General features: G+C 65.1%; 22 protein-coding genes. 13 read left to right on the forward strand and 9 right to left on the reverse strand.

Annotated features, from left to right (window positions below):
• Nucleotides 1-27 precede the first annotated feature (27 nt).
• Both AB4Y35_RS19170 and AB4Y35_RS19175 read left to right on the forward strand, forming a co-directional pair.
• Nucleotides 28-918 (forward strand): LysR substrate-binding domain-containing protein, encoded by an 891-nt coding sequence (locus tag AB4Y35_RS19170; protein WP_368705480.1) that lies wholly within the window; start codon nucleotides 28-30, stop codon nucleotides 916-918.
• Between the two features lie 103 nt (nucleotides 919-1,021).
• Nucleotides 1,022-2,062: a hypothetical protein gene (locus AB4Y35_RS19175; RefSeq protein ID WP_368705481.1), complete on the forward strand. Its 1,041-nt coding sequence runs from the start codon at nucleotides 1,022-1,024 to the stop codon at nucleotides 2,060-2,062.
• A 7-nt stretch (nucleotides 2,063-2,069) separates the two neighbouring features.
• Here AB4Y35_RS19175 and AB4Y35_RS19180 read toward each other — a convergent pair whose 3' ends face one another.
• The 3 genes from AB4Y35_RS19180 to AB4Y35_RS19190 all read right to left on the reverse strand — a co-directional run bounded on the left by AB4Y35_RS19180 (nucleotide 2,070) and on the right by AB4Y35_RS19190 (nucleotide 4,629).
• Entirely contained in the window at nucleotides 2,070-2,267 is a 198-nt protein-coding gene (locus AB4Y35_RS19180; protein ID WP_368705482.1) for a hypothetical protein, read from the reverse strand.
• Nucleotides 2,268-2,429: 162 nt separating this feature from the next.
• Nucleotides 2,430-2,945 carry a hypothetical protein gene (locus tag AB4Y35_RS19185; RefSeq protein WP_368705483.1) on the reverse strand — a complete coding sequence of 172 codons (516 nt, stop codon included), beginning with the start codon at nucleotides 2,943-2,945 and terminating at the stop codon, nucleotides 2,430-2,432.
• A 202-nt stretch (nucleotides 2,946-3,147) separates the two neighbouring features.
• Complete coding sequence (locus tag AB4Y35_RS19190; protein WP_368705484.1) at nucleotides 3,148-4,629, reverse strand: carbohydrate porin; 1,482 nt, start codon at nucleotides 4,627-4,629, stop codon at nucleotides 3,148-3,150.
• Between the two features lie 1,064 nt (nucleotides 4,630-5,693).
• Between AB4Y35_RS19190 and AB4Y35_RS19195 the strand changes: the two genes are divergently transcribed.
• From AB4Y35_RS19195 to AB4Y35_RS19215, 5 genes are all read left to right on the forward strand, one after another.
• On the forward strand, nucleotides 5,694-5,834 hold the full coding sequence (locus tag AB4Y35_RS19195) for a hypothetical protein (RefSeq protein ID WP_368705485.1): 141 nt from the start codon (nucleotides 5,694-5,696) through the stop codon (nucleotides 5,832-5,834).
• Between the two features lie 170 nt (nucleotides 5,835-6,004).
• Nucleotides 6,005-7,339, forward strand: coding sequence for an AAA-associated domain-containing protein (locus AB4Y35_RS19200; protein WP_368705486.1), 1,335 nt, complete (start codon nucleotides 6,005-6,007; stop codon nucleotides 7,337-7,339).
• 245 nt (nucleotides 7,340-7,584) lie between these two features.
• Nucleotides 7,585-8,361 (forward strand): DUF4118 domain-containing protein, encoded by a 777-nt coding sequence (locus tag AB4Y35_RS19205; protein WP_368705487.1) that lies wholly within the window; start codon nucleotides 7,585-7,587, stop codon nucleotides 8,359-8,361.
• Nucleotides 8,362-8,455: 94 nt separating this feature from the next.
• The gene (locus AB4Y35_RS19210; protein ID WP_368706110.1) at nucleotides 8,456-9,283 is read left to right on the forward strand and encodes an alpha/beta hydrolase; all 828 of its coding nucleotides are present in this window, start codon (nucleotides 8,456-8,458) and stop codon (nucleotides 9,281-9,283) included.
• The gene (locus AB4Y35_RS19215) at nucleotides 9,280-10,071 is read left to right on the forward strand and encodes a MipA/OmpV family protein (protein WP_368705488.1); all 792 of its coding nucleotides are present in this window, start codon (nucleotides 9,280-9,282) and stop codon (nucleotides 10,069-10,071) included. The genes AB4Y35_RS19210 and AB4Y35_RS19215 overlap by 4 nt, the downstream gene beginning before the upstream one ends.
• A gap of 26 nt (nucleotides 10,072-10,097) precedes the next feature.
• On the opposite strand, the gene AB4Y35_RS19220 is transcribed toward AB4Y35_RS19215, so the two are convergent.
• Genes AB4Y35_RS19220 through AB4Y35_RS19235 form a run of 4 tightly spaced genes read right to left on the reverse strand, consistent with a single transcriptional unit; the run spans nucleotide 10,098 to nucleotide 14,553 of the window.
• Nucleotides 10,098-11,330, reverse strand: a complete 1,233-nt coding sequence (locus AB4Y35_RS19220; RefSeq protein WP_368705489.1) for an NAD(P)/FAD-dependent oxidoreductase — start codon at nucleotides 11,328-11,330, stop codon at nucleotides 10,098-10,100.
• A gap of 27 nt (nucleotides 11,331-11,357) precedes the next feature.
• A complete protein-coding gene (locus AB4Y35_RS19225; RefSeq protein ID WP_368705490.1) occupies nucleotides 11,358-11,711 on the reverse strand; it encodes a RidA family protein in 354 nt (117 codons plus the stop codon).
• A 2-nt stretch (nucleotides 11,712-11,713) separates the two neighbouring features.
• Nucleotides 11,714-13,240, reverse strand: coding sequence for an amidase (locus AB4Y35_RS19230; RefSeq protein WP_368705491.1), 1,527 nt, complete (start codon nucleotides 13,238-13,240; stop codon nucleotides 11,714-11,716).
• A gap of 26 nt (nucleotides 13,241-13,266) precedes the next feature.
• Nucleotides 13,267-14,553 (reverse strand): MFS transporter, encoded by a 1,287-nt coding sequence (locus tag AB4Y35_RS19235; protein ID WP_368705492.1) that lies wholly within the window; start codon nucleotides 14,551-14,553, stop codon nucleotides 13,267-13,269.
• 102 nt (nucleotides 14,554-14,655) lie between these two features.
• Between AB4Y35_RS19235 and AB4Y35_RS19240 the strand changes: the two genes are divergently transcribed.
• Nucleotides 14,656-15,333 carry a helix-turn-helix domain-containing protein gene (locus tag AB4Y35_RS19240; RefSeq protein WP_368705493.1) on the forward strand — a complete coding sequence of 226 codons (678 nt, stop codon included), beginning with the start codon at nucleotides 14,656-14,658 and terminating at the stop codon, nucleotides 15,331-15,333.
• 53 nt (nucleotides 15,334-15,386) lie between these two features.
• Here the strand turns inward: AB4Y35_RS19240 and hutU are convergent, their stop codons facing one another.
• Nucleotides 15,387-17,075, reverse strand: a complete 1,689-nt coding sequence (gene hutU / locus AB4Y35_RS19245; protein ID WP_368705494.1) for a urocanate hydratase — start codon at nucleotides 17,073-17,075, stop codon at nucleotides 15,387-15,389.
• 49 nt (nucleotides 17,076-17,124) lie between these two features.
• Nucleotides 17,125-18,663: a histidine ammonia-lyase gene (hutH, locus tag AB4Y35_RS19250; RefSeq protein ID WP_368705495.1), complete on the reverse strand. Its 1,539-nt coding sequence runs from the start codon at nucleotides 18,661-18,663 to the stop codon at nucleotides 17,125-17,127.
• 266 nt (nucleotides 18,664-18,929) lie between these two features.
• Between hutH and AB4Y35_RS19255 the strand changes: the two genes are divergently transcribed.
• The 5 genes from AB4Y35_RS19255 (at nucleotide 18,930) to AB4Y35_RS19275 (ending at nucleotide 22,586) form a co-directional block, all read left to right on the forward strand.
• Nucleotides 18,930-19,688, forward strand: a complete 759-nt coding sequence (locus AB4Y35_RS19255; RefSeq protein ID WP_368705496.1) for an ABC transporter substrate-binding protein — start codon at nucleotides 18,930-18,932, stop codon at nucleotides 19,686-19,688.
• A gap of 64 nt (nucleotides 19,689-19,752) precedes the next feature.
• On the forward strand, nucleotides 19,753-20,442 hold the full coding sequence (locus AB4Y35_RS19260) for an ABC transporter permease (protein WP_069263215.1): 690 nt from the start codon (nucleotides 19,753-19,755) through the stop codon (nucleotides 20,440-20,442).
• Nucleotides 20,439-21,152, forward strand: a complete 714-nt coding sequence (locus AB4Y35_RS19265) for an ABC transporter permease (RefSeq protein ID WP_324140692.1) — start codon at nucleotides 20,439-20,441, stop codon at nucleotides 21,150-21,152. Before AB4Y35_RS19260 ends, AB4Y35_RS19265 begins: the two co-directional genes overlap by 4 nt.
• 34 nt (nucleotides 21,153-21,186) lie before the next feature.
• Entirely contained in the window at nucleotides 21,187-21,954 is a 768-nt protein-coding gene (locus tag AB4Y35_RS19270) for an ABC transporter ATP-binding protein (protein WP_368690027.1), read from the forward strand.
• 266 nt (nucleotides 21,955-22,220) lie between these two features.
• Entirely contained in the window at nucleotides 22,221-22,586 is a 366-nt protein-coding gene (locus AB4Y35_RS19275; protein ID WP_368705497.1) for a hypothetical protein, read from the forward strand.
• Nucleotides 22,587-22,668: the final 82 nt, after the last annotated feature.

Below are 22,668 nucleotides of genomic sequence, written 5' to 3' on the forward strand. Positions count from 1 at the left end.
CCACATTCACCTATCTCAGGGTCGAACGTGCGCAAAATTCCTAATTTTGTGCTGCTGCGCGCCTTCGAAGCCGCGGCACGGCTCCAGAGCTTCGCGCTCGCGGCACGCGAACTCCATCTCACGCCATCGGCGATCAGTCATCAGGTCAAGGAACTCGAGGCGTATTTCGGGCGGCCGCTCTTCATCCGACGCAATCGCCGCATCGATCCGACCCCCGAGGCGCTACGCCTGCTCGACAGCCTGAGCCGCGTTTTCGACGTCATCGAGTCGGCCTGCAGCGAAGTCTCGCTCGCGCCCCAGGCCCAGGTGCTCGCCGTGTACAGCGCGCCGAGTTTCGCCGTGAAATGGCTCGGGCCGAGGCTTGCCGACTTCGCGCGCCATCACCCCAACATCACGCTGCGGCTTTCCACCGGACCGGAGCCGCTGGACCTCACGCGCGCTCAGGAAATCGACGTGGCGATTTCATACGGCGGCGCGCTGGAGCGCCCGGGTGTGGAGACGGTGGCGTTAGGCGTCGAACCGCTCGTGCCGATGTGCTCGCCTGCGTTGCTGGCGAGCGCAGGCTCGGTGGAAGCGTTGATGCAGGAGGCCACGCTGATCGACAGCCCGTTGAGCCGCGTCACCTGGCGCGACTGGTTCGCCGCGAACGGCCTGCCGTTGACCGACCGGCCGCGGCCCTCGTTCGATCGCGCGGCGCTCGCGATTTCGGCGGCGGCCGACGGCATGGGCGTCGTGCTCGAAAGCACGCGCCTCGCCGAACGCGAGCTTGCGCGCGGCGATCTGGTGGAGGTGGGCGCCGACCGCTTCACGCGCTTTTTACGCGAAACGCATTTCCTTTCGTGCCGCTCGACCGACATCAGGCAGAGCCGCCTGGCCGCATTCCGGCAGTGGTTGCTGGCGCAAGCGTCGCCGGGGTGAGCGCCTGCGTTCGGCTGCATACCCAGGGGGTTTCCCGCCGCTTGAATGTCATCAGCCGCGTAGTACGATGAAGTCATCGAAAAACAGAATTAGAGGTCCCTCCATGGACACGACCGCACGGCACGCGACGGCCATCGCATTGCTTGCAACGGGCTGCGCAATCTCGGCAGCGTCACACGCGTATAGCAAGGAAGAAGACGCCGCGGCGCAGGACCGCGAAGTCCAGGCAGCCTATGACAGGGGCTACAAGGCAGCCAGGGAGGAGATGGCGCAGACGGCGGCTCCCGCCGCTGCGCCTGCTGCAGCACAGGCGAAGAAGGCCGCCGGCGCGGCGGCGCAGAAACCCATTCTCGACATCAAGCACACCTATAGCGACGCGGGCGAGGTCTCGACGGTCATGACCGTGCCGGTCGTGGTCAAGCCGCTCGGAGAAGGACAAGCCGCGCAAAGCGAACAAAGCGCGGCAGAGACTCAAGAGGCGCAGGACGTCCAGGACTCCACCGCCGCGGCTCCGGCCGCGGCGGCGGCGCCGGCTCCCGAGCAGGCGAACGCACACGCCACCGTTGCGAAAGCCGCCAACGCAGCGCCGGCTGCGGCCGCCCGGCAAGCGCAGCCGCAATCGCAGCCGCACGCCTACGCGCAGGCGAGCGCGAACCATCGTGCTGTGGCGGCAACGCCGCCCGCGCAGGACGACGTCGCGCCGCCGGAGTCGCTGGCGAACGACGAAACCGTCGACGAACCGGAGCCGCCGCGCTCCGCGCAGATCTATTCGACGCAAGGCCAGGGTTACGCCCAACCCTACTACCAGCCGGCGCAGCCGCGGGTCCAGCAACAGGTCCCGCAGCAGGCCCAGCAATACGCGCCGCCGCCCCAGCCGTATGGCTATGCCCAGCAGCCGGCGTATGCGCAGCAACGGCCGGCCTACGCACAGCAGCCACCCGCCTATCCGCCGCAGCAGCAGCAGCAGCAACCGGTGTATGCGCAGCAATACGCCCAGCAGCAATACCCGCAGCAGCAGCCCGTGTACGCGCAGCCCCGGCCCGCTTACTACCCGCCGCCCGCACCGTGGGGCGCGCAGTACCAGCAACCGCCGGCGCGCTGGGTGTACTGGTCGCCGCAGTATGGGCGCTGGATGTATTACTGAGCGCCGCTTACCAGCGCGCGTCGTTCATCTGGCAGGCGAGCAGGCAACCCAAGGCGGAGATGGTACCGACCGAGCCGATACCAAAACCCAGGGCAATATTTTCCGCGGTCGTCGCGCAGCCCTGCAGCATCAGCGTCGAGCTGAGCAGCACGGGGAGCAGGAGCTGACCCAGGATGCGCGAACGGGTTGGGTGTCGTTGTGACATGGGGCGTGGGTCCGGGGAGGATTTTTCTGCGGTAGTTGAGCTTGTCAGCTTACTGACTCGCCTCCTTCGCATTCCCGGGAGCAACGTGTCACAACGTCAATGCCTTACCAATTACCTCGCGGCGGTAAGGAAGTGGGGGCGTGGCTTTTTTGCTTGAGCGCGTTAGAACCCATGCCGGGCGCTGATCGCCGCTCCGGTGTCATGCGAGCGCGACAGCGGAAGATGCGCATCGGCAGAGAGATCCCAGTCGCCGACCGTGACGAGCGGCGGCGTTTGCGGGTGGAGCGCCTGGTTGGGGATCCCATTGCTGTCGACCTGGGCGCCCGGCGTGCGCGTCCCGTTGGTCCCCGAATCGAGCGTGGCGTCGGTATCGTCCGGAATGCCAGGCGTTGCGGCGGTGGTTTTCGCCAGATGCGCGTCGTACTGCCTTTCAAACGGCGACTGGTACTCGAAGCGCTTCGCGATGGCGGGCAAAGAGACGGATGGCGCCGCCGGCGCGGGTGCGGCCGCAATGGCGTGCTTCGGGGCGTGGCCCTTCGCGTCCTTCTGGACGTGCTTTTGAACGTGCTTCTGGACAGGCTTCTGGGTGTGCGCCGCCTTGGCGGGTTCGGCCGCCGAGACGCTGGCAAGCGCGAGAAGAAAGGCACCCAAAAGCCATCCCTGGATCGGATGCTTCATGGAACGAAATCTGCGTTTGAAAACTGGTGCCGCATCGAATAGCTGCGCAGCACTCGCCCCTGGAGTCTAGATCAATCACAAGTCCGACCAATCGGTATCTTCCCTCGCCTTTCGCTCATATCTTCACGCAGGCCACGCAACGCTTCGTCATCCTGCTCGCTCCTGCCGCCGCCGATCCAGCGGCAGGAGCGGCGTCCTCCAGTCAGAACGCGACCGTCGTACGCAGGCCAAACACCGCCTCGTCGCCAATGCGCCGCGACGGATTCTGCGGGTCCGGAATGCCGCCGGCCGGCCGGAAGAAGTACTGGAAGTCTGCCTGCAATTGCCACCACGGCGCGATCTGATACTGGTAAGTCGCTTCCAGCACTGTCTCGGCGCTGCGCGACGGGTAGCCGGGCGTCGAGAACGCCTGGGCGCTCGCATAGTCCTGCGCGTGCGAGCCGATGTGCGCGTAGCCGACGGCCAGGCCGGCCACGTCGTTGTCGCGTCCCTTGAACGGCGCCTTGAGCGTCACGCCCGCGTTGACCCCGAGGTCGACCAGGTTGCGGTCGCCGGGCGCGCCCATCACGCGCGCGAACACGCCCACCGACTGCGGACTGTCGGCGCTCGGACGCCAGACCATCTGGTCCGCCACGGCATAGATGCTGTAATTGCCCCGATGGCTCACCGAGCCGCCCACGCCTGTCACGCCCGTTGCCGGATCGGCGAAACGGTTGCTGTTGTACCAGAAACCCAGCTTGTAGGTGCCGGGCATCCCACCTGGTTTGGGATCCGAATTATTGGCAGGCGGCTGATTGATTGCGTATTGAATTTCGCCGATCACCAGCGCGCCATTGCCCAGGTTGAAATTCGTGCCGCTCGCGTTGAGCTTCTGCGGGTCGCCGTCGCCAGGCGCCGGGTTGCCGTCGAATACACCGCCGAGCACGGTGATCGCGTCCGTAGGCGTAGCCCGCACGCGCACGCCGAGCGACGAAAGCGGATACGCGGGGCCGCCCGCGGGCAGATCGACGGACGGCAGCACCGACCAGCCGAACGTCGCGTTCATGAAGGGATTCGCGTACTGGCTGACCATGAACTCCTGGTCGAGGCTTTGCTGGCCGACCTTCACGTCGACCTTGCCGCCAGGCAGCGTCTGCTGGTACCACAACTCCCACAGGCGGGTCGAGGCATCGGCCTCGATGCCGCTCGCGTTCTGCAGCGTTTGCAGGTTGCGCGAAGTCAGGCTCGTGCCGTGAATCTGGAAGCCGGACACATTGAAGATGCCGCCAGGCAAACCGAACGCTTTTTGCGTGTCCATGCCGAGGCTGAACTCAGTCACACCTTGATAGGCGCCGCCGCGACTCGTTCCGCCGCTCACGTTGCCCATGTACTCGCTGGTTTCCTGCAGGCCGAACGACAAGCCGTACTGCGCGAGCCAGGGCCGCAAGCCGCCCATGTCGCCAAAGAGGTTCGAGCGTTCCCAAAGACCCGTGGGCGCGGCTGCGTTCTGATCGGCAGCGGGCGCTTGTTGCTGATCCGATGCACCCGATGACGAAGCAGAAGAAGCAGGCGAAGCCGGTTGAGCGGGCGCATTGTCGCCGCTGGTCTGTGCGAAGGCGGCGGGCACGATGCCCAGCGAGAGAACCGCGCTCAGCGTAATGGGTGCGCCCGAACCGAGCAGCCTGCTCTTGAGAATGTTTTTCATAGTATTTGTGGGACTGTAGCCAGTTGCGGACGAAGCCGCTATTCAACGCAGAGCGTGCCTGCGAAGCTTGATGAAACTGTGTCCGGCGCGCAGGTTTTCTACGCGAAGCGCGAATGCGGCCATAAAGGACGCGCCGGCTCGCAGGCGCACGCATGCCGGCCGCGTCGACAAGCGGACGAAATGCGAATGCGCAGCCATTCCTGCAAGCAAGCTTGCAAATGGCAATCGATCAGAGGGAGCGTGCTGCTGGAAGACTGGTCGCAAAGACGACTGAGACCAGTCAGTAACGAAGCGCGCTAACCCGGCGTAAGCGAGTTAGCGGCGAAGGAGTGAACCTGCGGCGACTATCTCGCGGTGGTGCTGCCGGCGCTGGCCGGCATCGAACTTCCACTACTGGAACATGCGTCCACGGAGGACTCCTTTGCTATGACGGGGCGGATTGTATTGGGCACGCAGACAAAAACGCAAGTAAAAAAAGCATAACGACGAGATCAGCCAGCAACAGTCCCGCAGACTCCCGTTTCTTTCAATCGCGTTTCTCCAACCTTCAGAATTGAATCTCTGCTCTGCTTAGCAATTTTGGTTGACTTGGTGTTTTTACCGAGACTAGAATTCGCCCGTCTTCTCAATGGGGCCGATGCCTTGGACAGTAGTAGTCGATCTTCGAATCGTTTCGCTGCCTGACCGGCAGGACATCCGCTCCCTTCCCCGAGCCGCCGTCCTGCCAGCAGGCAGACGGTGCGCGCCGTAGCAGTCTTCCTTCGTGCACCCCGAACCAAAGCGCCATGCCGACGCGGGCTTCGCACGCGTTCGCCCTGGCGCGACCTAGCGAGCGCTTGAGCCCGCAGCCGCCGTTCGCCTGCCCCCCGCTTCGCGGCGCAGCGCTGGCCTGCGCCCGGCATGAACAGGAGCCGACATGCCAGACAGTGACAGTTGCCCTTACCGCTTGCCTTCGAACTCGTCCGAGGAAAGCACGTAGACCCATCCAGCCGCGCACTGCGCGGCGACCGATCGTCTGCGGGCTTCGCACTCGCCCATACACGCCAGACGTCCGGAGAAACATCATGATTTTCGGTCTGCTTTTGTCGCATCTGCCTCACGTCAACGAAGCGCGCGCGCACTACGAAGCGCTGCTCTCGCTCGAACGCGTTTGCCGTCACCCATGGAAAGACCTGTGGCGCCGCCTCAAGTCCCGGCTTTCCTAAGTGCTGCAAAACTCCGGTCACGAAGATTCGCCATCGTTGGAAAAGCGAGGCGCGCCCTGATCGTGGCCGTGAGTTGACCATTCCCTTTCACGCGCTTTTCGTTTCGCCTTGAACCGGCAGTTGCACGCGTATGCCGAGTTCCGTGTTCGCCTTGATTGAGTATCAATCCCATGCAAAACCTCAAACCGATCACTCCCGACGTGCTGCAGACGCGGTCCCGCACCGGCCAGGAAGTGATGTGCGTCCAGCACGTGTGCCGCGGCTTCGGCAAGAACCCGAGCGAGCAGCTGGTGCTCGACGACGTGGACGTCACGCTGCGTGAAGGCGAGATCGTCGGCTTGCTGGGCCGCTCGGGCTCCGGCAAGTCCACGCTGCTGCGCATCATCGCGGGCCTGATTCCGCCCACCAGCGGCGACGTGAACTACCTGGGCAAGCCGCTGCGCGGTCCGGCCGAAGGCGTCGCGATGGTGTTCCAGACCTTCGCGCTGTTCCCGTGGCTCACCGTGCTGGAAAATGTCGAGGCCGGCCTGGAGGCGATCGGCGTCGGCCCGCACGAGCGGCGCAAGCGCGCGCTCGCCGCCATCGACCTGATCGGTCTGGACGGCTTCGAAAACGCCTATCCGCGCGAGCTTTCGGGCGGCATGCGCCAGCGTGTGGGCTTTGCGCGCGCGCTCGTGGTCGACCCCACGCTGATGCTGATGGACGAGCCCTTCTCCGCGCTCGACGTACTCACGGCCGAAACGCTGCGCACCGACCTGCTCGACCTGTGGACGCAAGGCCGCCTGCCGATCAAGTCGGTGCTGATCGTCACGCACAATATCGAGGAAGCCGTATTCATGTGCGACCGCATTCTCGTGTTGTCGTCGAACCCGGGCCGCGTGGTGGCCGAGATTCCGGTGGCGTTCAAGCACCCGCGCAATCGTCTCGATCCGGCGTTCCGCGCGCTCGTCGACGACATCTACGCGAAGATGACCGCGCGCCAGGCGGGCGCGCCGGCCAAACCCGAACTCGAGCCGGGCAGCGCGCTGCCGGGCGTGTCGGTCAACCTGATGGCGGGCCTGATCGAAACGCTGGCCGCCGCGCCCTACAACGGCCGCGCGGACATGCCGGAAATCGCGCGCACGCTGCAACTGGAAGTCAACGAGCTCTTCCCGGTCGCGGAAATGCTCCAGCACCTCGGCTTTGCGGAGGTCAGCGAAGGCGACGTGGTGCTCACGCACGCGGGCAAGACCTTCAACGAATTCAATACGCAGGAGCGCAAGCTGATGTTCGCCGAACATCTGCTGCGCAACGTGCCGCTGGCCGCGCGGATCAGCACGGTGCTCAACGAGCGCCCCGGACATCGCGCCCCGCGCGTGCGCTTCGAGCAGGAACTGGAGGACCTGCTGGCCGACGACGCCGCGCAGGAAACGCTCGACGCCGTGATCGCCTGGGGCCGCTACGCAGAGATCTTTTCGTATAACGACAAGACCGGAATATTCAGCCTCGCCGACGTCGAATCCTGACGTCTGAATCCCGCGACGGTTTCCCTCGGCGGCCTCGTTTCGCCTGGTCCGACGTTTGTAAACAGTGGTAATATTCGACACACACAAAAATTCGTCAGAGCGCTGACGGTGACGGGTCGGTCACCGCGGCCGCTTCTCGCCGTTCCTGTCGAATTCCTTGCACTGCTTACAACTAAAGCGTCAGCGATTGCCCATGCGCAATACGCGCGCGACGGCCCGTCACGCGGCGGGCGACCCGGGAAATCATGAAAGTCCGTAACGCCCGCCACTGGGCGCCGAGAGGCCCGCGCCGGTGGTGCATTGCCGCTGGCGCGCTCGCGCTCGCGAGCGCCATCCGCTTCGCACTGCACCCCCTGCTCGGCCCGATGATGCCGGGCACGACGTTCTGTATCGCCGCTTCGCTGGTCGAATACTTCCTCGGCCTCGCGCCTGCGCTGACCGTGATGGCGCTGGGTCTCGCCATTGCGGACTATATGTTCGTGCCTCCCTACAATTACATTACGTTCCTCGACACCCGCGATGTGATCCTGATGGTGTCGTACCCGCTCGTCACGATCATCGTGATCACGCTGATCGAGCGTCTGCGGCGCGAGCAGTTTCGCGCGCAGTTGATTACGTCGGTCGCCCAGTCCCGCTACGAAATGCTGCTGCGTCACGACAACGAACGCGCGCTGGCGCGCCGCGCCGTCGACGAAACGCACCGCCTGCTGCGGCATCTCGCGCAGCATCACGAAGGCTTCATCCTCATCAAGGGGCTCGAGCGCAATGCCGCCCAGCGCGCGAGCGTGGGACAGAGCATGTCGCAAGCGCTGCCGGCCGCCGCCGAAGTCGCGCCCGGCCCGCTCTTCGACGCGCTGCATCCCGACGACGTGCAGCGCCTCACGCACGCCCTGTCGCCGGGCCATCATCGCGTGCGCCTGCGCAGCGAGCAGCCCAGGCGCGAGTACCGGCACGTCAATTGCAACTGCGAACGCTTCACCACTCACGCGGGCGATTTTCTCGTGCTGCGCACGGAGAGCTGACATGGCGACGCTCGATTTGGAGCTGGCCGCTGCCGAAGCGCCAGCCGTGCAATCCACGCGCTTCTTCTGCGAAGGCGACGGCCACGCCGTGCTCATGCTTCACGGACTCTCCAGCTCGCCGATCGAGCTGCGCTATCTCGCGCGCTATCTGCAAGGAGAAGGGTTCACGGTATGCGCGCCCGTCATCGACGGTTATAGCGCCGGCGCCGGCCAGTTGCCGATGGAACAATGGGTCGAAAATGCCGCGCGCGAGTTCGACGCCCTGGCGGCGCGCTACGAGCGCGTCTCGATCTGCGGGCTGTCGATCGGCGGCGCGCTTGCGCTGCGTCTGATTCGCGAGCGGCCCGCCGCGCAGTCGCTCGTGCTGCTCTCGCTCACGCTCGCCTACGACGGCTGGGCGATCCCGTGGTATCGCTTCCTGCTCGACTGGGCATACTTCACACCGCTGCGCCACCGCTACCGCTATCGCGAGGCCGAACCGTTCGGCGTGCGCAACGAAGCGCTGCGCAAGAAGATCGCGCGCGCCATGCAGCGCAGCGACTTCAGCGAGGTCGGCCCCTCGACGATTGCCCTGCCCGCGCTGCATCAGGCGCTGCGCCTCGCGCGCGCGGCCCGCAAGGATGTCGCCGCGATCGAGAACGACACGCTCGTGATCCACGCGATCGACGACGAAACGTCGAGCCCGCGCAACCCGCGCCACGTGATCGACCGCATCGGCTCGAACTTCCTGCGCACGCTCTGGCTCGACGATTCGTATCACATGATCACCTCGGACAACGAACGCGAGATCGTTGCGCGCGAAACGGCCCTGTTCCTGCGCGAGAGCGAAGTCGCGCGCGGCGCGAAGGACGCGCCGGTCGTCTCCAAGGCGCTCGCCCGGCGCCTGCGCCAACTGGCGGCAGTGGGAAGGAAAAATACGTGAAGCCATCCGTAGCAATCAAAGGGCTGGCGTGCGTCGCCGCGCTGACCCTGGCCTCGCACGCGTGGGCCGACACCGATACGTCCAGCACCGCAACAACCGACTCGCCGTGGAAAGTCTCGATCGGTCCGGGCGCCTATTTCGCGCCCGAGTATCCGGGCGCGCGCCACATGAAGGTCTATCCGTTCCCGTCGCTCGATATCTCGTACCGCGACCACTTCTTCTCGCAAGGGCCGGACGTGCTGGGCGTGAACGTGATTTCCGCGGAGAACTACCATGTGGGCGCTTCGCTGAGCTTCGACTTCCAGTCGCGCACCGTGTCGGACGACCCGCATCTGCACGGCCTGAGCAATGTCGATGACGGCCCGAAGCTGCGCCTCTTCGCCGATTACACGGCGTGGGCGTTCACCGGCGCCGTTGCCATGTATCAGGACATCAGCGGCCACGGGCAAGGCACGACGGCAACGGCCGACCTGTATGTGTCGCTGCCGCTGACGGGATGGCTGTTCTCGGTGGGACCGGGGCTCACGTGGGCCAACGGCGTCTACACGCGTACGTTATTCGGTGTGACGCCGGACGAGAGTGCGGCATCCGGCTTGCCGACCTATGCGCCGGGCGCCGGCATTCGCGATCTGCACATGACGTTCTATATGACGCATGACTTCTCGAAGCACTGGGTCGGTTCGGTGAACGCGACGTTCGGACGCCTTCAGCATTACGCCGCCGACAGCCCGATCACCGAGAGCCGCCGCGAGATCACGGCGTTCGCGGGGCTCAATTACCGGTTCTGACCACGTGTGCGCCGGTGCGCGCGCCGTCAAAACCGATCGGCGCGAAATGGCCGGGGATCCACCACCGTCGGCGCGCCCGTCATCATTTCCGCGATCAGGCGCCCCGTGACCGGGCCGAGCGTGAGGCCGTGATGCGCGTGGCCGAAAGCGAACCAGAGGTCGTCGTGCTTCGGCGCAGGCCCGATGATCGGCATCATGTCGGGCGTGCAGGGGCGGCGGCCCAGCCACGGCTCGGCATCGAGCCGCGCGCCAAGCGCGAAGATTTCGCGCGCGAGCGGCTCCACGGCTTCGAGCTGAACGGGCGTCTTGGGCGCATCGCGCAAGCCGAGTTCGACGCCGGTCGTGAGACGCGTGCCGCGCACCATCGGTGTAATCAGGAAGCCCGCTTCGGCGTCGAGCACCGGCTGATTCAGCTTCGCGCCATTCGTAACCGCGTAATGCATGTGATAGCCGCGTTTCACGGCGAGCGGCAACTCGTAACCGAGCCGCGCCGTGAGATCGCCCGACCACGGCCCCATGGCGATGACTGCCGACTTCGCCAGCACGGGGCCATCCTGTGTCATGACGCGCCACGACGGTTCGAGCGTCGCGGCGTCGCCGATCAGCAAGCGGCCGCCGAGCTGTTCGAAGAGCTTCGAGTACGCCGTCACTAATCCCTTCGGATCGCTAACCGAATCGGAATCGGTGTAGCGCACGCCGCCCACCAGCGTGTGACTGAGCGCAGGCTCGGCGGCGCGCAGCGCCGCGGCGTCCAGCGCCTCGTGGCCCACGCCGTACTCGCGCTGCCAGCGCTGCGCCTCGGCCAGCGTGGCGTCCATGGCCGCCGCGCTGCGAAACACCTTCATCCAGCCGTTGGTGCGTAACAGCGCCTGTGCGCCCGCCGCCTCGATCAGCGCGCGATGCTCGATCACGCAATGCTCGATGAGCGTGGCATACGCGCGCGCGATTTCGGCGTGCCGATCGGCGCGCGAATGGTGCCAGTAGCGATAGAGAAACGGCAGCAGTTTCGGCATCGCCCCCGGGTGATAGCGCACGTCCGTCGAGCGGTTGCGCGCGTAGCGCAGCAGCGTGGCAAGCTCGCGCGGAAACGCATAGGGGTAGACGCCCTCGCGCTGAATCAATCCCCCGTTGCCGTGCGATGTTTCATTGCCCGGCGCCCTGCGGTCCACGAGCGCGACCGAGAGACCGCGCCGCTGCAACTGCAAGGCCACCGAGACGCCGACGATACCGCCGCCAAGCACGACCGAATCGAATTTCATCACGCAATGTTCCTGGCTCGAAGGCACTCAGGCGAGCGCGGTGACGGCCACTTCGACGTCGAGGCCCGGGCGCATCAGCAAGGCCTGCACACAGGCGCGCGTGGGCGCGTGCCCTTGCGGAACCCAGGCGTCCCATATGGCATTGAACGCGTCGAAATGCTTCGGGTCGCTGAGCCACACGTTCGCGGTCAGCACGCGCGTTTTGTCCACGCCCGCCGATGCGAGCAGCTTGTCGATACGCGTGAGGATTTCGGTAGCCTGGACGTCGATCGACGCGCCTGCGGTATCGGGCACCTGGCCCGAGAGATACACCACGCCGCTGGCGATCACCACCTGGCTCATGCGCGCGTTGGTTTGCAGTCTTTGGATATCGTTGCTCATGTTCACACCGCCGAAAGACCGGCAGCGTCGCTGCCGGCCGGGTCGTAAATGGGAGGCGCCGTGACGATGGACGTCAGCGCCGGATTGGCTTGCGTCAGGCGCGCGAGATCGGGGCGCGGACGACGCAGATGAGGATACGCCGAAAACGCCGTTTCCAGCGCCTGCGAGACGGCGAGCGTTTTCATGTCGCCGCGGAACGGACCCACGATCTGGAGTCCGAACGGCATGCCCGCGTGATCGACGCCGCACGGCAGCGCGAGCGCCGGATGCGTGGTGAGCGTAACGACGTACGTGAGCGCGAGCCAGCGGTAGTAATTCTCCTGTGCGCGGCCGTCGATCTGCGCGGCATAGAGCTCGGTCCACGGGAACGGCGTCACCGGCGTGGTGGGCGAAACGATCACGTCGTAGCGCGCGAACGCGCACTGGAAGCGCTGGTAGATGCGCGTTTGCTCGGCTTGCGCCCACGCGCTGTCCGAGAGCGACATCTTCGCGCCCATTTCGTAATTCGCGCGCGTGTTCGGACCGAGCGCGCCCGGGTCGCGCGTATAGGCGGCATGCAGGCCCGCGACGAAGCTCTCCGCGCGGATCACGTCGAAGCAGCGATGCACGTCGCCCAGATCGAACGCCACCGGCTCGCACGTATGGACGATGCGTTCGAGTTCCGCCATGCGCGCGCGGAACACGGCGCGAATCTGCGGGTCGACGTCGCAGCAGCCGAAGTCTTCGGTATAGCCAATGCGCAGCGTCGACGGATCAATGGGCGCAGGCAAGGCGAACGCGTTGACATCCACGGCATAGCTCAGCGGATCGCCAGCCGATTCGCCCGCGGTTGCCGCGAGTTGCAGCGCCGCTTCGGCGACGTCGCGCCCCATCGGCCCGACCACCGAGATCGGCGTCCAGCCCAGCAGGCGGCGCGAATTGGGCACGAGCCCCGGCGACGGACGGAAGCCCACTACCCCGCACTTCGCGGCGGGAATGCGCAGCGAACCACCTGTGTCGGAGCCCGTGCAAACCGGCAGCATGTCGCACGCGAGCGCTGCCGCCGAGCCGCCCGACGAGCCGCCGGCATTGAGCGCGGGGTTGAACGGATTGCCTGTTGCACCCCATACCGGATTGCGCGTATTTGCGCCCGCGCCTAGCTCCGGCACGTTGGTCTTCGCCACGAGAATCGCGCCCGCCGCGCGCAGGCGCTCCACGAGCACCACGTCGCGCGAAGGCACGTGCCCGCGCGACATCGGCGAGCCGTAGGTCGTAAGCAGGCCCGCCGTGTCTTCGAGATCTTTCACGCCGAGCGGCAGACCGTGCAGCAGGCCGAGCGGCTTGCCGTCCATGACGGCCTGCTCGGCCGCTTTGGCCGCTTCGCGCGCGGCGTCGAAACAGGTCGCCGTAATCGCGTTGACGGCCGGATTCACGGCTTCGATGCGTTCGATGCACGCATCGAGCAGTTCGACGGGCGAAATGGCTTTGGCGCCGATCAGGCGGCGCAATTCGACGGCGGACAGGCTGACCAGTTCGGTCTTGTCGAGCATCGTTCGGTTTCCTGATGAAAAGATGTTCAGCCGATGGCCTCGCCGGTACGGTCGCGCAGCCAGACGAGCGGGATCAGCGAAATGGCGCAGGCAGCCGCGACATACCAGGCGGGCGCGAGCGGATTGCCGGTGCGCGCGACGATCCAGCTTGCCACAAGTGGCGAAAATCCGCCGAAGATCGAGGCGCTCACGACGTAGGTCAGCGCAATGCCGGTGGCCCGCACTTCGCGCGGGAACAGTTCGGGGATCATCACGAGCACCGGCACGACCTGCCCCGCCACGAACACGGAGAGGAAGGCGGACACCGCGCAGAGCAGCGCCATGGAAGGCGCGGCGGAAAGCCAGGCGAACGCCGGATAGACGCTCAGCAGGAGCACGACGCGCGAGATCACGAGTACGCGCTTGCGGGTGTAGCGGTCGGCGAGCTTGCCCACGAGCGGCGCGGCGACGAACAGCACGAGCGAGCTGACCACGCCGGACGCGACGGCCGCCGTGGACGAAAGATGCAACACGCGCACAGCGTGATTCGGCAGAAAGAACGCCGTGATGTAGATGGAGACCGAACCGCCGAGTTCGGCGAAAGTGCCGAGTATCGTGAGTTTCAGATGCGTGGTGAGCGCCGAGTTCAACGCGCCGCTTCGGCGTGCGCCGTGCGCCGGTGCGGCGCTCAGCGTCTCTTCGAGGCGGCGACGGATCAGCATGCCCACGGGCGCCGCCACGATGCCGACGAGAAATGGAACGCGCCAGCCCCAGCTGTCGACCGCCTCTTTGGGCAGCAGCACGTTCACGAGCGTGGCGACCGTCGCGCCGAGCGCAAGGCCCAGCGCCGTCGCCGCGAAGTTCCAGCTTGCGAAGAAGGCGCGCGTGTTGTCGCTCGCATATTCGACGAGCAGCGTGGTGCCGGGGCCGAACTCGCCACCCGCCGCGAAGCCCTGGATCAGGCGCGCCGCGAGCACGATGAGCGGCGCGGCGATGCCCGCCACCGCGTACGGCGGCGCGCAGGCGATCAGCGCGCAGCTCAGCGCCATCATCATGATGGTGAGCACCATGGCGCGCTTGCGCCCGGCGCGGTCCGCATAGGCGCCGATGACGATGCCGCCGAGTGGACGCACCACGAAGCCCACGCCGAACAGGCCGATGGAAAGCAGGAACTGGTTGACCGGTGATGCAGAGGGAAAGAACAGCTTGCCGATCTGGATCGCGAAGAAGCTGTAGATCGTGAAGTCGTAGTACTCGAGCGCCGTGCCCAGCGTCGTCGCGGCAATGACCTGGCCCTTCGAAAGACCCGTTTTTCCCAGTGCGATTGAGGCCACGACGCTGCTCCTTCAAAGGGGAGTCGAGATGCGAGTTATCATATACGAGAAAAAATAATTTCTCGTATACGACAAAACCCGTAACCGGGAACCGGCCCTTCCATGGCAAAAAGCGCAGCACGTAATCACGCAACTGAGCACGCAACTGAGCACGCAACCGGGAAAGCAACCGGGCAGGCGGCAACGGAAATCGATCACGCGGCCGTTGGCGCGCGTCTGCGCGAGGCGCGCAAGGCGCGCGAGCTGACATTGATGCAGCTATCGGAGTTGTCGGGAATCGCCGTCTCGACGATTTCGAAGGCCGAACGCGGCGACATTGCGCTCACCTATGACAAGTTCGCGGCACTCGCGCACGCGCTGAACGTGGACTTCGACACGATCTTCGGGCGCAGGAAGCGCAAGGCGGCCGGCCCGATGAAGCCGTCGCTCACGCGCGCGGGCAAGCAGATGATCTACGACACGCCGAACTACGAGTACGGCATGATCGCCAACGATCTCACGGGCAAGCGCATGGTGCCGATGCGCGGACGCATCCACGCCCGCACGATGGACGCGTTTCCCGATTACATCCGCCACAGCGGCGAGGAGTTTCTATTCCTGCTGGGCGGGGAACTGGAATTGCATTTTGAAAACGGCACGGTCTTCAGGCTGTCGCCCGGCGACAGCCTCTATTTCGACAGCGCCGTGGGGCACGTCTATCTCAGCACGGGTGCCGAGGATGCCGAGGTGCTTGTTTGTTGCGTCGACAACGACTCACACCGGCTGCCCGAAACGCTCTGAGCGAGCGCTCGCAAACGTGACGCCGCCGCGTTTGAACGGCGGCGTCACGCCGCTCATCGGCCGAGCATCGGCAGCTTGAGACCCGCTTCGCGCGCCGTTTGCTGCGCGAGTTCGTAGCCGGCGTCCGCGTGGCGCATCACGCCCGTGGCCGGATCGTTGAGCAGCACGCGGCCCAGACGCTCGTGCGCCGACTGCGTGCCGTCCGCCACGATCACCACGCCCGAGTGCTGCGAGAAGCCCATGCCCACGCCGCCGCCATGGTGCAGCGAGACCCACGACGCGCCACCCGCCGTGTTCAGCAGCGCATTGAGCAGCGGCCAGTCGCTCACCGCGTCCGAGCCGTCCTTCATCGATTCCGTTTCGCGGTTCGGGCTCGCCACCGAGCCGGTGTCGAGGTGGTCGCGGCCGATCACGACCGGCGCCTTCAGCTCGCCGTTCTTGACCATCTCGTTGAACGCCTGGCCCAGACGGTAGCGATCCTTCACGCCCACCCAGCAGATACGCGCGGGCAGGCCCTGGAACGCGATGCGCTCGCGCGCCATGTCGAGCCAGTTGTGCAGGTGCGGATCGTCCGGGATCAGCTCCTTGACCTTGGCATCGGTCTTGTAGATGTCCTCGGGGTCACCCGAGAGCGCCACCCAGCGGAACGGGCCCTTGCCCTCGCAGAACAGCGGGCGGATATACGCCGGCACGAAGCCCGGGAAATCGAACGCGTTTTCCACGCCCATTTCCAGCGCCATCTGGCGGATGTTGTTGCCGTAGTCGAGCGTGGCCGCGCCGCGCTCCTGCAGCGTGAGCATCGCGCGCACCTGATGGGCCATCGACTCCTTCGCGACCTTTACGATGGACTCGGGCGCCACCTTCTGCGCTTCGCGCCACTGCTCCACGCTCCAGCCCTGCGGCAGGTAGCCGTGGATCGGATCGTGCGCGCTCGTCTGGTCCGTCACGCAGTCAGGCGTGATGCCGCGCTTCACGAACTCGGCGAACACGTCGGCGGCATTGCCGAGCAGGCCCACCGAAACCGGCTTGCCCGTTTTCTTCGCTTCCTCGACGATGGCCAGCGCCTCGTCGATGGTCTTGGCCTTGCGGTCCACGTAGCGCGTCTTCAGGCGGAAGTCGATGCGCGTCTCGTCGCATTCCACCGCGATCATCGAGAAGCCCGCCATCGTCGCCGCGAGCGGCTGCGCGCCGCCCATGCCGCCGAGACCGCCCGTGAGGATCCAGCGGCCCTTCGGGTCGCCGTTGAAGTGCTGGTTCGCGACCGAATAGAACGTCTCGTAGGTGCCCTGCACGATGCCCTGCGAGCCGATGTAGATCCAGCTGCCCGCCGTCATCTGGCCGTACATCATGAGGCCCTTGCGGTCCAGTTCGTGGAAGTGCTCCCACGTGGCCCAGTGCGGCACGAGGTTCGAATTCGCGAGCAGCACGCGCGGGGCGTCGGCATGCGTGCGGAACACGCCCACGGGCTTGCCCGACTGGATCAGCAGCGTCTCGTCCTCGTTCAGGTCCTTGAGCGACGCGAGGATCTGGTCGAAGCACTCCCAGTTGCGCGCGGCGCGGCCAATGCCGCCGTACACCACGAGCGCATGCGGATGCTCGGCGACTTCGGGGTCCAGATTGTTCTGGAGCATCCGGTAGGCGGCTTCCGCCAGCCAGGTCTTGCAGACCTTCTCGCTGCCGCGCGGTGCGCGGGTCGTGCGGGTCGGGTCGAGGCGCGGGTCGGTGAAGTTCGGTTGGTTCATAACGTCTTCGTCTCGGATGTTATTCAGGTTTTTATCTGGCCTTCGGCGCTTATTGCTCGGACTCGAACGCCAGCGGGCTGTGTTTGGCGATCGCGCCGTTCTGCACGAGCTTCGTCATCGCGGCGATGTCCGGCGCGAAGTAGCGATCGAGGTCGTAATGCGGCACCTCGGCGCGCACCGACTCCATTACATGCGCGAGCGCCGGGCTCGTGTGATGCGGTGCGCGCAGGTCCACGCCCTGGGCCGCGGCGAGCAGTTCGATCGCGAGGATGTTGGCCGTGTTGTCGGCAATGTCGGCGAGCTTGCGCGCGGCGAACGTCGCCATCGACACGTGGTCTTCCTGGTTTGCCGAAGTCGGCAGCGAATCGACCGAAGCCGGATGCGCGAGCGTCTTGTTTTCCGAGGCCAGTGCAGCCGCCGTGACGTGCGCGATCATGAAGCCCGAGTTCACGCCGCCGTCCTTGACGAGGAAAGGCGGCAGGCCCGAAAGCGTCGCGTCGATCAGCAGCGCGATGCGGCGCTCGGCCAGTGCGCCGATTTCGGCGGCGGCCAGCGCGAGGTTGTCAGCGGCAAAGGCCACCGGTTCCGCGTGGAAGTTGCCGCCCGAGAGCACTTCGTTCGTTTCCGGGAAGATCAGCGGATTGTCCGACACCGCGTTCGCTTCGACGAGCAGCACTTGCGCTGCGTGGCGCATCTGGTCCAGACACGCGCCCATCACCTGCGGCTGGCAGCGCAGCGAGTACGGGTCCTGGACCTTGCCGCAGTCGCGGTGCGAGAGGTTGATCGCCGAACCTTCGAGCAGCGTGCGGTAGGCCGAGGCCGCCTCGATCTGGCCGCGATGGCCGCGCAGTTCGTGAATGCGCGCGTCGAACGGCTTCACCGAACCTGCCGCCGCGTCCACGCAGAGCGCGCCCGAGACGAGTGCCGTGCGGTACAGGTCCTCGATCGCGAACATGTTGTAGATCGCAAGCGCGGCGGAAGCCTGCGTGCCGTTGAGCAGCGCGAGGCCTTCCTTCGCCTGCAGCGCGAGCGGCTTGAGACCGACGAGACGCAGGCCCTCGACCGCGCTCATGCGCTCGCCCTTCGCGAACACGTCGCCCACACCCAGCAGCACGCAGGACATATGCGCGAGCGGCGCGAGGTCGCCCGAAGCACCCACGGAACCCTTCACCGGAATCACGGGCAGCACGTCGGCATTGAACAGCGTGATGAGCGTGTCCATCACTTCGCGGCGAATGCCCGAATGGCCGCGGCCCAGACTCGACAGCTTCAGCGCCATGAGCAGACGCACGACCGGACGCGACATCGGCTCGCCCACGCCCACGGCGTGCGAGAGCACCAGATTGCGCTGCAGCAGTTCGAGCTGCTCACGCGGAATATGCGTGCTCGCCAGACGCCCGAAGCCCGTGTTGATGCCGTAGGCGGGCTCGCCCTTCGCCGTGATCTCGGCAACGGCGCGTGCGCCTGCGTCGATGGCCGCAAAGCTGGCCGGATCGAGTTCGAGCTTCACGCCGCCGTTTTCATCGGCACGCGCGATCTGGCGCAGTTGGGACAGGGTCAGATGGCCGGGAGTGAGTTTGATGTTCATTGCGGTGTCAAAGTTGTCTGGACAAGGTGGAATCAGATTACCGAAGCGAGCTTGTCTATACAAGTTCAATCTGCTCCACGTATACCCGCATTCCCGCTTCCTGACGCCTGAATTACGCCATCTTTCGATTGTGGCACAGTGAAATCCCCAGGTGATAACACCGATTGCCGGTCTTTCCGACACATCGATAATTGTATAGACAACTTGCCGTGCCGAACCTCCAGTCCATGACCGGCCACATGCCAACCATTCCTATCGGAGACTTCATGAAGAAACTTGCCTTGTGTGTCGCCCTCGCCCTTGCCGCCGGTGGCGCGTACGCGAAAGACTGGTCGACCATCCGCTTCGGCACCGACGCGAGCTACGCGCCGTTCGAGTCGAAGGCGACCGATGGCAAGCTGGTCGGTTTCGACATCGACCTCGGCAACGAAATCTGCCGGCGCCTGAACGCCAAATGCGTGTGGGTCGAGCAGGATTTCGACGGCATGATCCCGGGCCTCAAGGCCAAGAAGTTCGACGGCGCCCTGTCCGCGCTCACGATCACCCCGCAGCGCGAGCAGCAGATCGCCTTCTCGGCGAAGCTGTTCAACACGCCTACTCGCCTCGTCGCGAAGCAAGGCTCGCCGCTGCAGCCGACCATCGCTTCGCTGCAGGGCAAGACGGTGGGCGTCGAGCAAGGCTCGATTCAGGAAACCTACGCGAAGCAGAACTGGGCGCCCAAGGGCATCAACGTGATTCCCTACCAGAACCAGGACCAGGTCTATCTGGATCTGCAGTCGGGGCGCCTCGACGCCGCGCTGCAAGACGAAGTGCAGGCCAATCTCGGCTTCCTGAAGACGCCGCGTGGCGCAGGCTTTGCGTTCGCGGGCGCGGAGATCCCCACGGGCGCCGCCGCCATCGGCTTGCGCAAGGACGATGCCGACCTCAAGGCGAAGATCGACAAGACGATCGCCGACATGATCAAGGACGGCACGTACAAGAAGATCGAGTCGAAGTATTTCGACTTCGACGTGTACGGCGGTTAAGCACCGCCGTCTTCATCTGCAATAACCAGGGGGAGCGCCGCTCCCCTGAACGAGGACACCTTCCATGGTCTTTCAAGGCTTCGGCCCGCTGCTCCTTGCGGGCACGTGGGAAACCATCAAGCTCGCGGTGCTTTCGCTCGGCGCCGCGTTTCTGCTCGGGCTTGCGGGCGCTGCCGCGAAGCTCTCGCCCAACCGCATGCTTGCGCGCATCGGCACGGCGTACACCACGCTCATTCGCGCGGTGCCCGATCTCGTGCTCATGCTGCTGCTGTTCTACAGCATCCAGATCTGGCTCAACGACGTGACCGACATGATGGGCATGGACCAGATCGACATCGATCCGTTCGTGGCCGGCGTCATCACACTCGGCTTCATTTACGGCGCGTACTTCACGGAGACCTTCCGCGGCGCGTTTCTCGCCGTGCCGCGCGGGCAGATCGAAGCCGGTTTCGCCTACGGCATGAGTTCCACGCGCGTGTTCACGCGCATTCTGTTCCCGCAGATGATGCGTTTCGCGCTGCCGGGCATCGGCAATAACTGGCAGGTGCTCGTGAAGGCCACGGCGCTCGTCTCGATCATCGGTCTCGCCGATGTGGTGAAGGCCGCACAGGACGCGGGCAAGGCCACCCAGGCGTTCTTCTTTTTCACGCTCGTGACCGGCGCGATCTATCTCGCCATCACCACGGTTTCCAACCTGGCACTGCACCGCCTCGAAAAGCGCTATTCGACCGGTGTGCGGAGGGCAGCGCTGTGATCGAACTGCTTCGTCAATACTGGCCCAACTATCTGTTCAGCGACGGCTTCAACACGAGCGGCCTCGCCATCACGCTCTGGCTGCTGGTCGTGTCGATCGTGGCGGGCTTCCTGCTTGCCGTGCCGCTCGCCATTGCGCGCGCGTCGCGCAACCCGTGGCTTTCGCGGCCGGTTTGGGTCTATACGTACGTGTTCCGCGGCACGCCACTCTATGTGCAGCTGCTGCTCTTCTACACCGGCCTCTACAGCCTGCATTTCGTGCAGGCCAATCCGGTTCTTGGCGACTTCTTTCGCAGTGCCATGAATTGCACGCTGCTGGCGTTTGCCTTGAACGAGTGCGCTTACGCCACCGAAATCTTCGCGGGCGCGATTCGCGAGACCGCGTATGGCGAAATCGAAGCGGCCCAGGCGTATGGCATGTCGAAGACCAAGATCTACACGCGCATCATTCTGCCTTCGGCATTTCGGCGCGCGCTGCCCTCGTACAGCAACGAGGTGATCCTCATGCTGCACGCCACGACGCTGGCGTTTACCGCGACCGTGCCCGACATCCTGAAAGTGGCCCGCGATGCGAATTCCGCCACCTATATGACGTTCCAGGCGTACGGCATCGCGGCGGCGCTCTATGCGTCCATCGTCTTCGCCCTGATCTGGGGTTTCCGCCGCCTCGAAACACGTGTGCTGGCGTATCTGAAGCCGCAAGGCCACTAAGAATTTCACGCAGTTTTGATGGAGTGAACCGAGTATGTACAAGCTGATTGTCGACGACCTGCACAAGAAGTTCGGCGAGAACGAGGTTTTGAAGGGCGTATCGCTCAAGGCAAAGGCTGGCGACGTGATCAGCCTGATCGGATCGAGCGGTTCGGGAAAGAGCACGTTCCTGCGTTGCATTAACTTTCTCGAATCGCCCTGCTCGGGACGCATCACGCTCAACGGCGAGGAGATCCGCACGAGCGCCGACCGCGGCGGCGCGCTGCGCGTGAGCGATCCGAAGCAGCTCCAGAAAATGCGCACGCGCCTTTCGATGGTCTTTCAGCACTTCAATCTCTGGGCGCACATGACCGTGCTCGAGAATATCATCGAGGCGCCGGTCAGCGTGCTCGGCCTCTCCCGCAGCGAAGCCGAGGCCCGCGCGCGCAAGTACCTCGACAAGGTGGGGCTGGCCGCCGGCGTCGAGCACAAGTACCCCTCGCATCTTTCCGGCGGCCAGCAGCAGCGCGTGGCGATCGCTCGCGCGCTGGCCATGGAGCCCGAAGTGATGCTGTTCGACGAGCCCACTTCCGCGCTCGACCCCGAGCTTGTGGGCGAAGTGCTCAAGGTCATGCAGAAGCTCGCGGAGGAAGGCCGCACCATGATCGTCGTCACGCACGAAATGGGCTTCGCGCGCAACGTGTCGAATCACGTCGTGTTTCTGCACAAGGGCAAGATCGAAGAGCAAGGCGACCCCAAGGACGTGCTCAATGCGCCGCGCAGCGAGCGGCTCCAGCAGTTCCTCGCGGGACGGCTGAAGTAAGGTCGTGGCGGGCTGTCGTTTCGAGGCCCGCCAGCGCACCTCGGGGGCATGTGCAACGATGCGCGGGCATCGAAGTGCTGCCCCGGTTACACGCCTTGTGTGCGCCAGGCCACATTGGCGCAAGCGCCCGGCGCTATAGTGAAAACGTCAACGGGAGCGACGCCCAACGCCCGCCTCCACGCCTCGCGTCGGGCTATCCGCTGGACGAGCGCGCCGCTCCATCGTGTCGAAGCAAGGCAGTAATCCGGCTTTTCAGGAGACCTCCCATGAACAAGCTGCTTGCCCTCCTGCTCATCGTTCCCGCTACGGCTTTTGCCGACGCAGCGGCATTCCCGGACGGTTCCGCGAGCCCCAGCGCGGCCGACCTCCAGCAACGCCTCTCGGGCAAGGCATTCGACATCAAGATCGCCGACGGCAGCACGTGGCATGTGCAGTACGGCAATAACGGCGACTACGACTTCAAGTCGAGCAAAGGCTTTGCCGACCACGGCGACTGGAAAGCCGAGGACGGCAAGATCTGCAGCAAAGGCAGCAAGATGCCGTATTCGTGCAACGAAGTGCGCATGAAAGGCGCCGACCTGTACCTCAAGCGCGACAACGGCGAGATCATCGAGTTCGTCGAATCGCAGTGAGCGACGCCTGGCAGGCCCAACCAGTCGAAAGCCGATCGTCGGCGATCGAGCGCCGTTGGGCCTACACTACCGGCATGCCGCC

It is taken from the genome of Paraburkholderia sp. EG286A (assembly GCF_040965375.1).
In the GTDB taxonomy this organism is placed as follows: domain Bacteria; phylum Pseudomonadota; class Gammaproteobacteria; order Burkholderiales; family Burkholderiaceae; genus Paraburkholderia.

What these genes read in the sequence shown, in the direction of transcription:
- AB4Y35_RS19225 (WP_368705490.1), bottom strand. Translation starts at nt 11,711, where the DNA reads ATGAGCAACGATATCCAAAGACTGCAAACCAACGCGCGCATGAGCCAG.
- AB4Y35_RS19185 (WP_368705483.1), bottom strand. Translation starts at nt 2,945, where the DNA reads ATGAAGCATCCGATCCAGGGATGGCTTTTGGGTGCCTTTCTTCTCGCG.
- AB4Y35_RS19195 (WP_368705485.1), top strand. Translation starts at nt 5,694, where the DNA reads ATGATTTTCGGTCTGCTTTTGTCGCATCTGCCTCACGTCAACGAAGCG.
- hutH (WP_368705495.1), bottom strand. Translation starts at nt 18,663, where the DNA reads ATGAACATCAAACTCACTCCCGGCCATCTGACCCTGTCCCAACTGCGC.
- AB4Y35_RS19220 (WP_368705489.1), bottom strand. Translation starts at nt 11,330, where the DNA reads ATGAAATTCGATTCGGTCGTGCTTGGCGGCGGTATCGTCGGCGTCTCG.
- AB4Y35_RS19260 (WP_069263215.1), top strand. Translation starts at nt 19,753, where the DNA reads ATGGTCTTTCAAGGCTTCGGCCCGCTGCTCCTTGCGGGCACGTGGGAA.
- AB4Y35_RS19230 (WP_368705491.1), bottom strand. Translation starts at nt 13,240, where the DNA reads ATGCTCGACAAGACCGAACTGGTCAGCCTGTCCGCCGTCGAATTGCGC.
- AB4Y35_RS19240 (WP_368705493.1), top strand. Translation starts at nt 14,656, where the DNA reads ATGGCAAAAAGCGCAGCACGTAATCACGCAACTGAGCACGCAACTGAG.
- AB4Y35_RS19270 (WP_368690027.1), top strand. Translation starts at nt 21,187, where the DNA reads ATGTACAAGCTGATTGTCGACGACCTGCACAAGAAGTTCGGCGAGAAC.
- hutU (WP_368705494.1), bottom strand. Translation starts at nt 17,075, where the DNA reads ATGAACCAACCGAACTTCACCGACCCGCGCCTCGACCCGACCCGCACG.
- AB4Y35_RS19255 (WP_368705496.1), top strand. Translation starts at nt 18,930, where the DNA reads ATGAAGAAACTTGCCTTGTGTGTCGCCCTCGCCCTTGCCGCCGGTGGC.
- AB4Y35_RS19210 (WP_368706110.1), top strand. Translation starts at nt 8,456, where the DNA reads ATGCTTCACGGACTCTCCAGCTCGCCGATCGAGCTGCGCTATCTCGCG.
- AB4Y35_RS19275 (WP_368705497.1), top strand. Translation starts at nt 22,221, where the DNA reads ATGAACAAGCTGCTTGCCCTCCTGCTCATCGTTCCCGCTACGGCTTTT.
- AB4Y35_RS19175 (WP_368705481.1), top strand. Translation starts at nt 1,022, where the DNA reads ATGGACACGACCGCACGGCACGCGACGGCCATCGCATTGCTTGCAACG.
- AB4Y35_RS19180 (WP_368705482.1), bottom strand. Translation starts at nt 2,267, where the DNA reads ATGTCACAACGACACCCAACCCGTTCGCGCATCCTGGGTCAGCTCCTG.
- AB4Y35_RS19200 (WP_368705486.1), top strand. Translation starts at nt 6,005, where the DNA reads ATGCAAAACCTCAAACCGATCACTCCCGACGTGCTGCAGACGCGGTCC.
- AB4Y35_RS19205 (WP_368705487.1), top strand. Translation starts at nt 7,585, where the DNA reads ATGAAAGTCCGTAACGCCCGCCACTGGGCGCCGAGAGGCCCGCGCCGG.
- AB4Y35_RS19190 (WP_368705484.1), bottom strand. Translation starts at nt 4,629, where the DNA reads ATGAAAAACATTCTCAAGAGCAGGCTGCTCGGTTCGGGCGCACCCATT.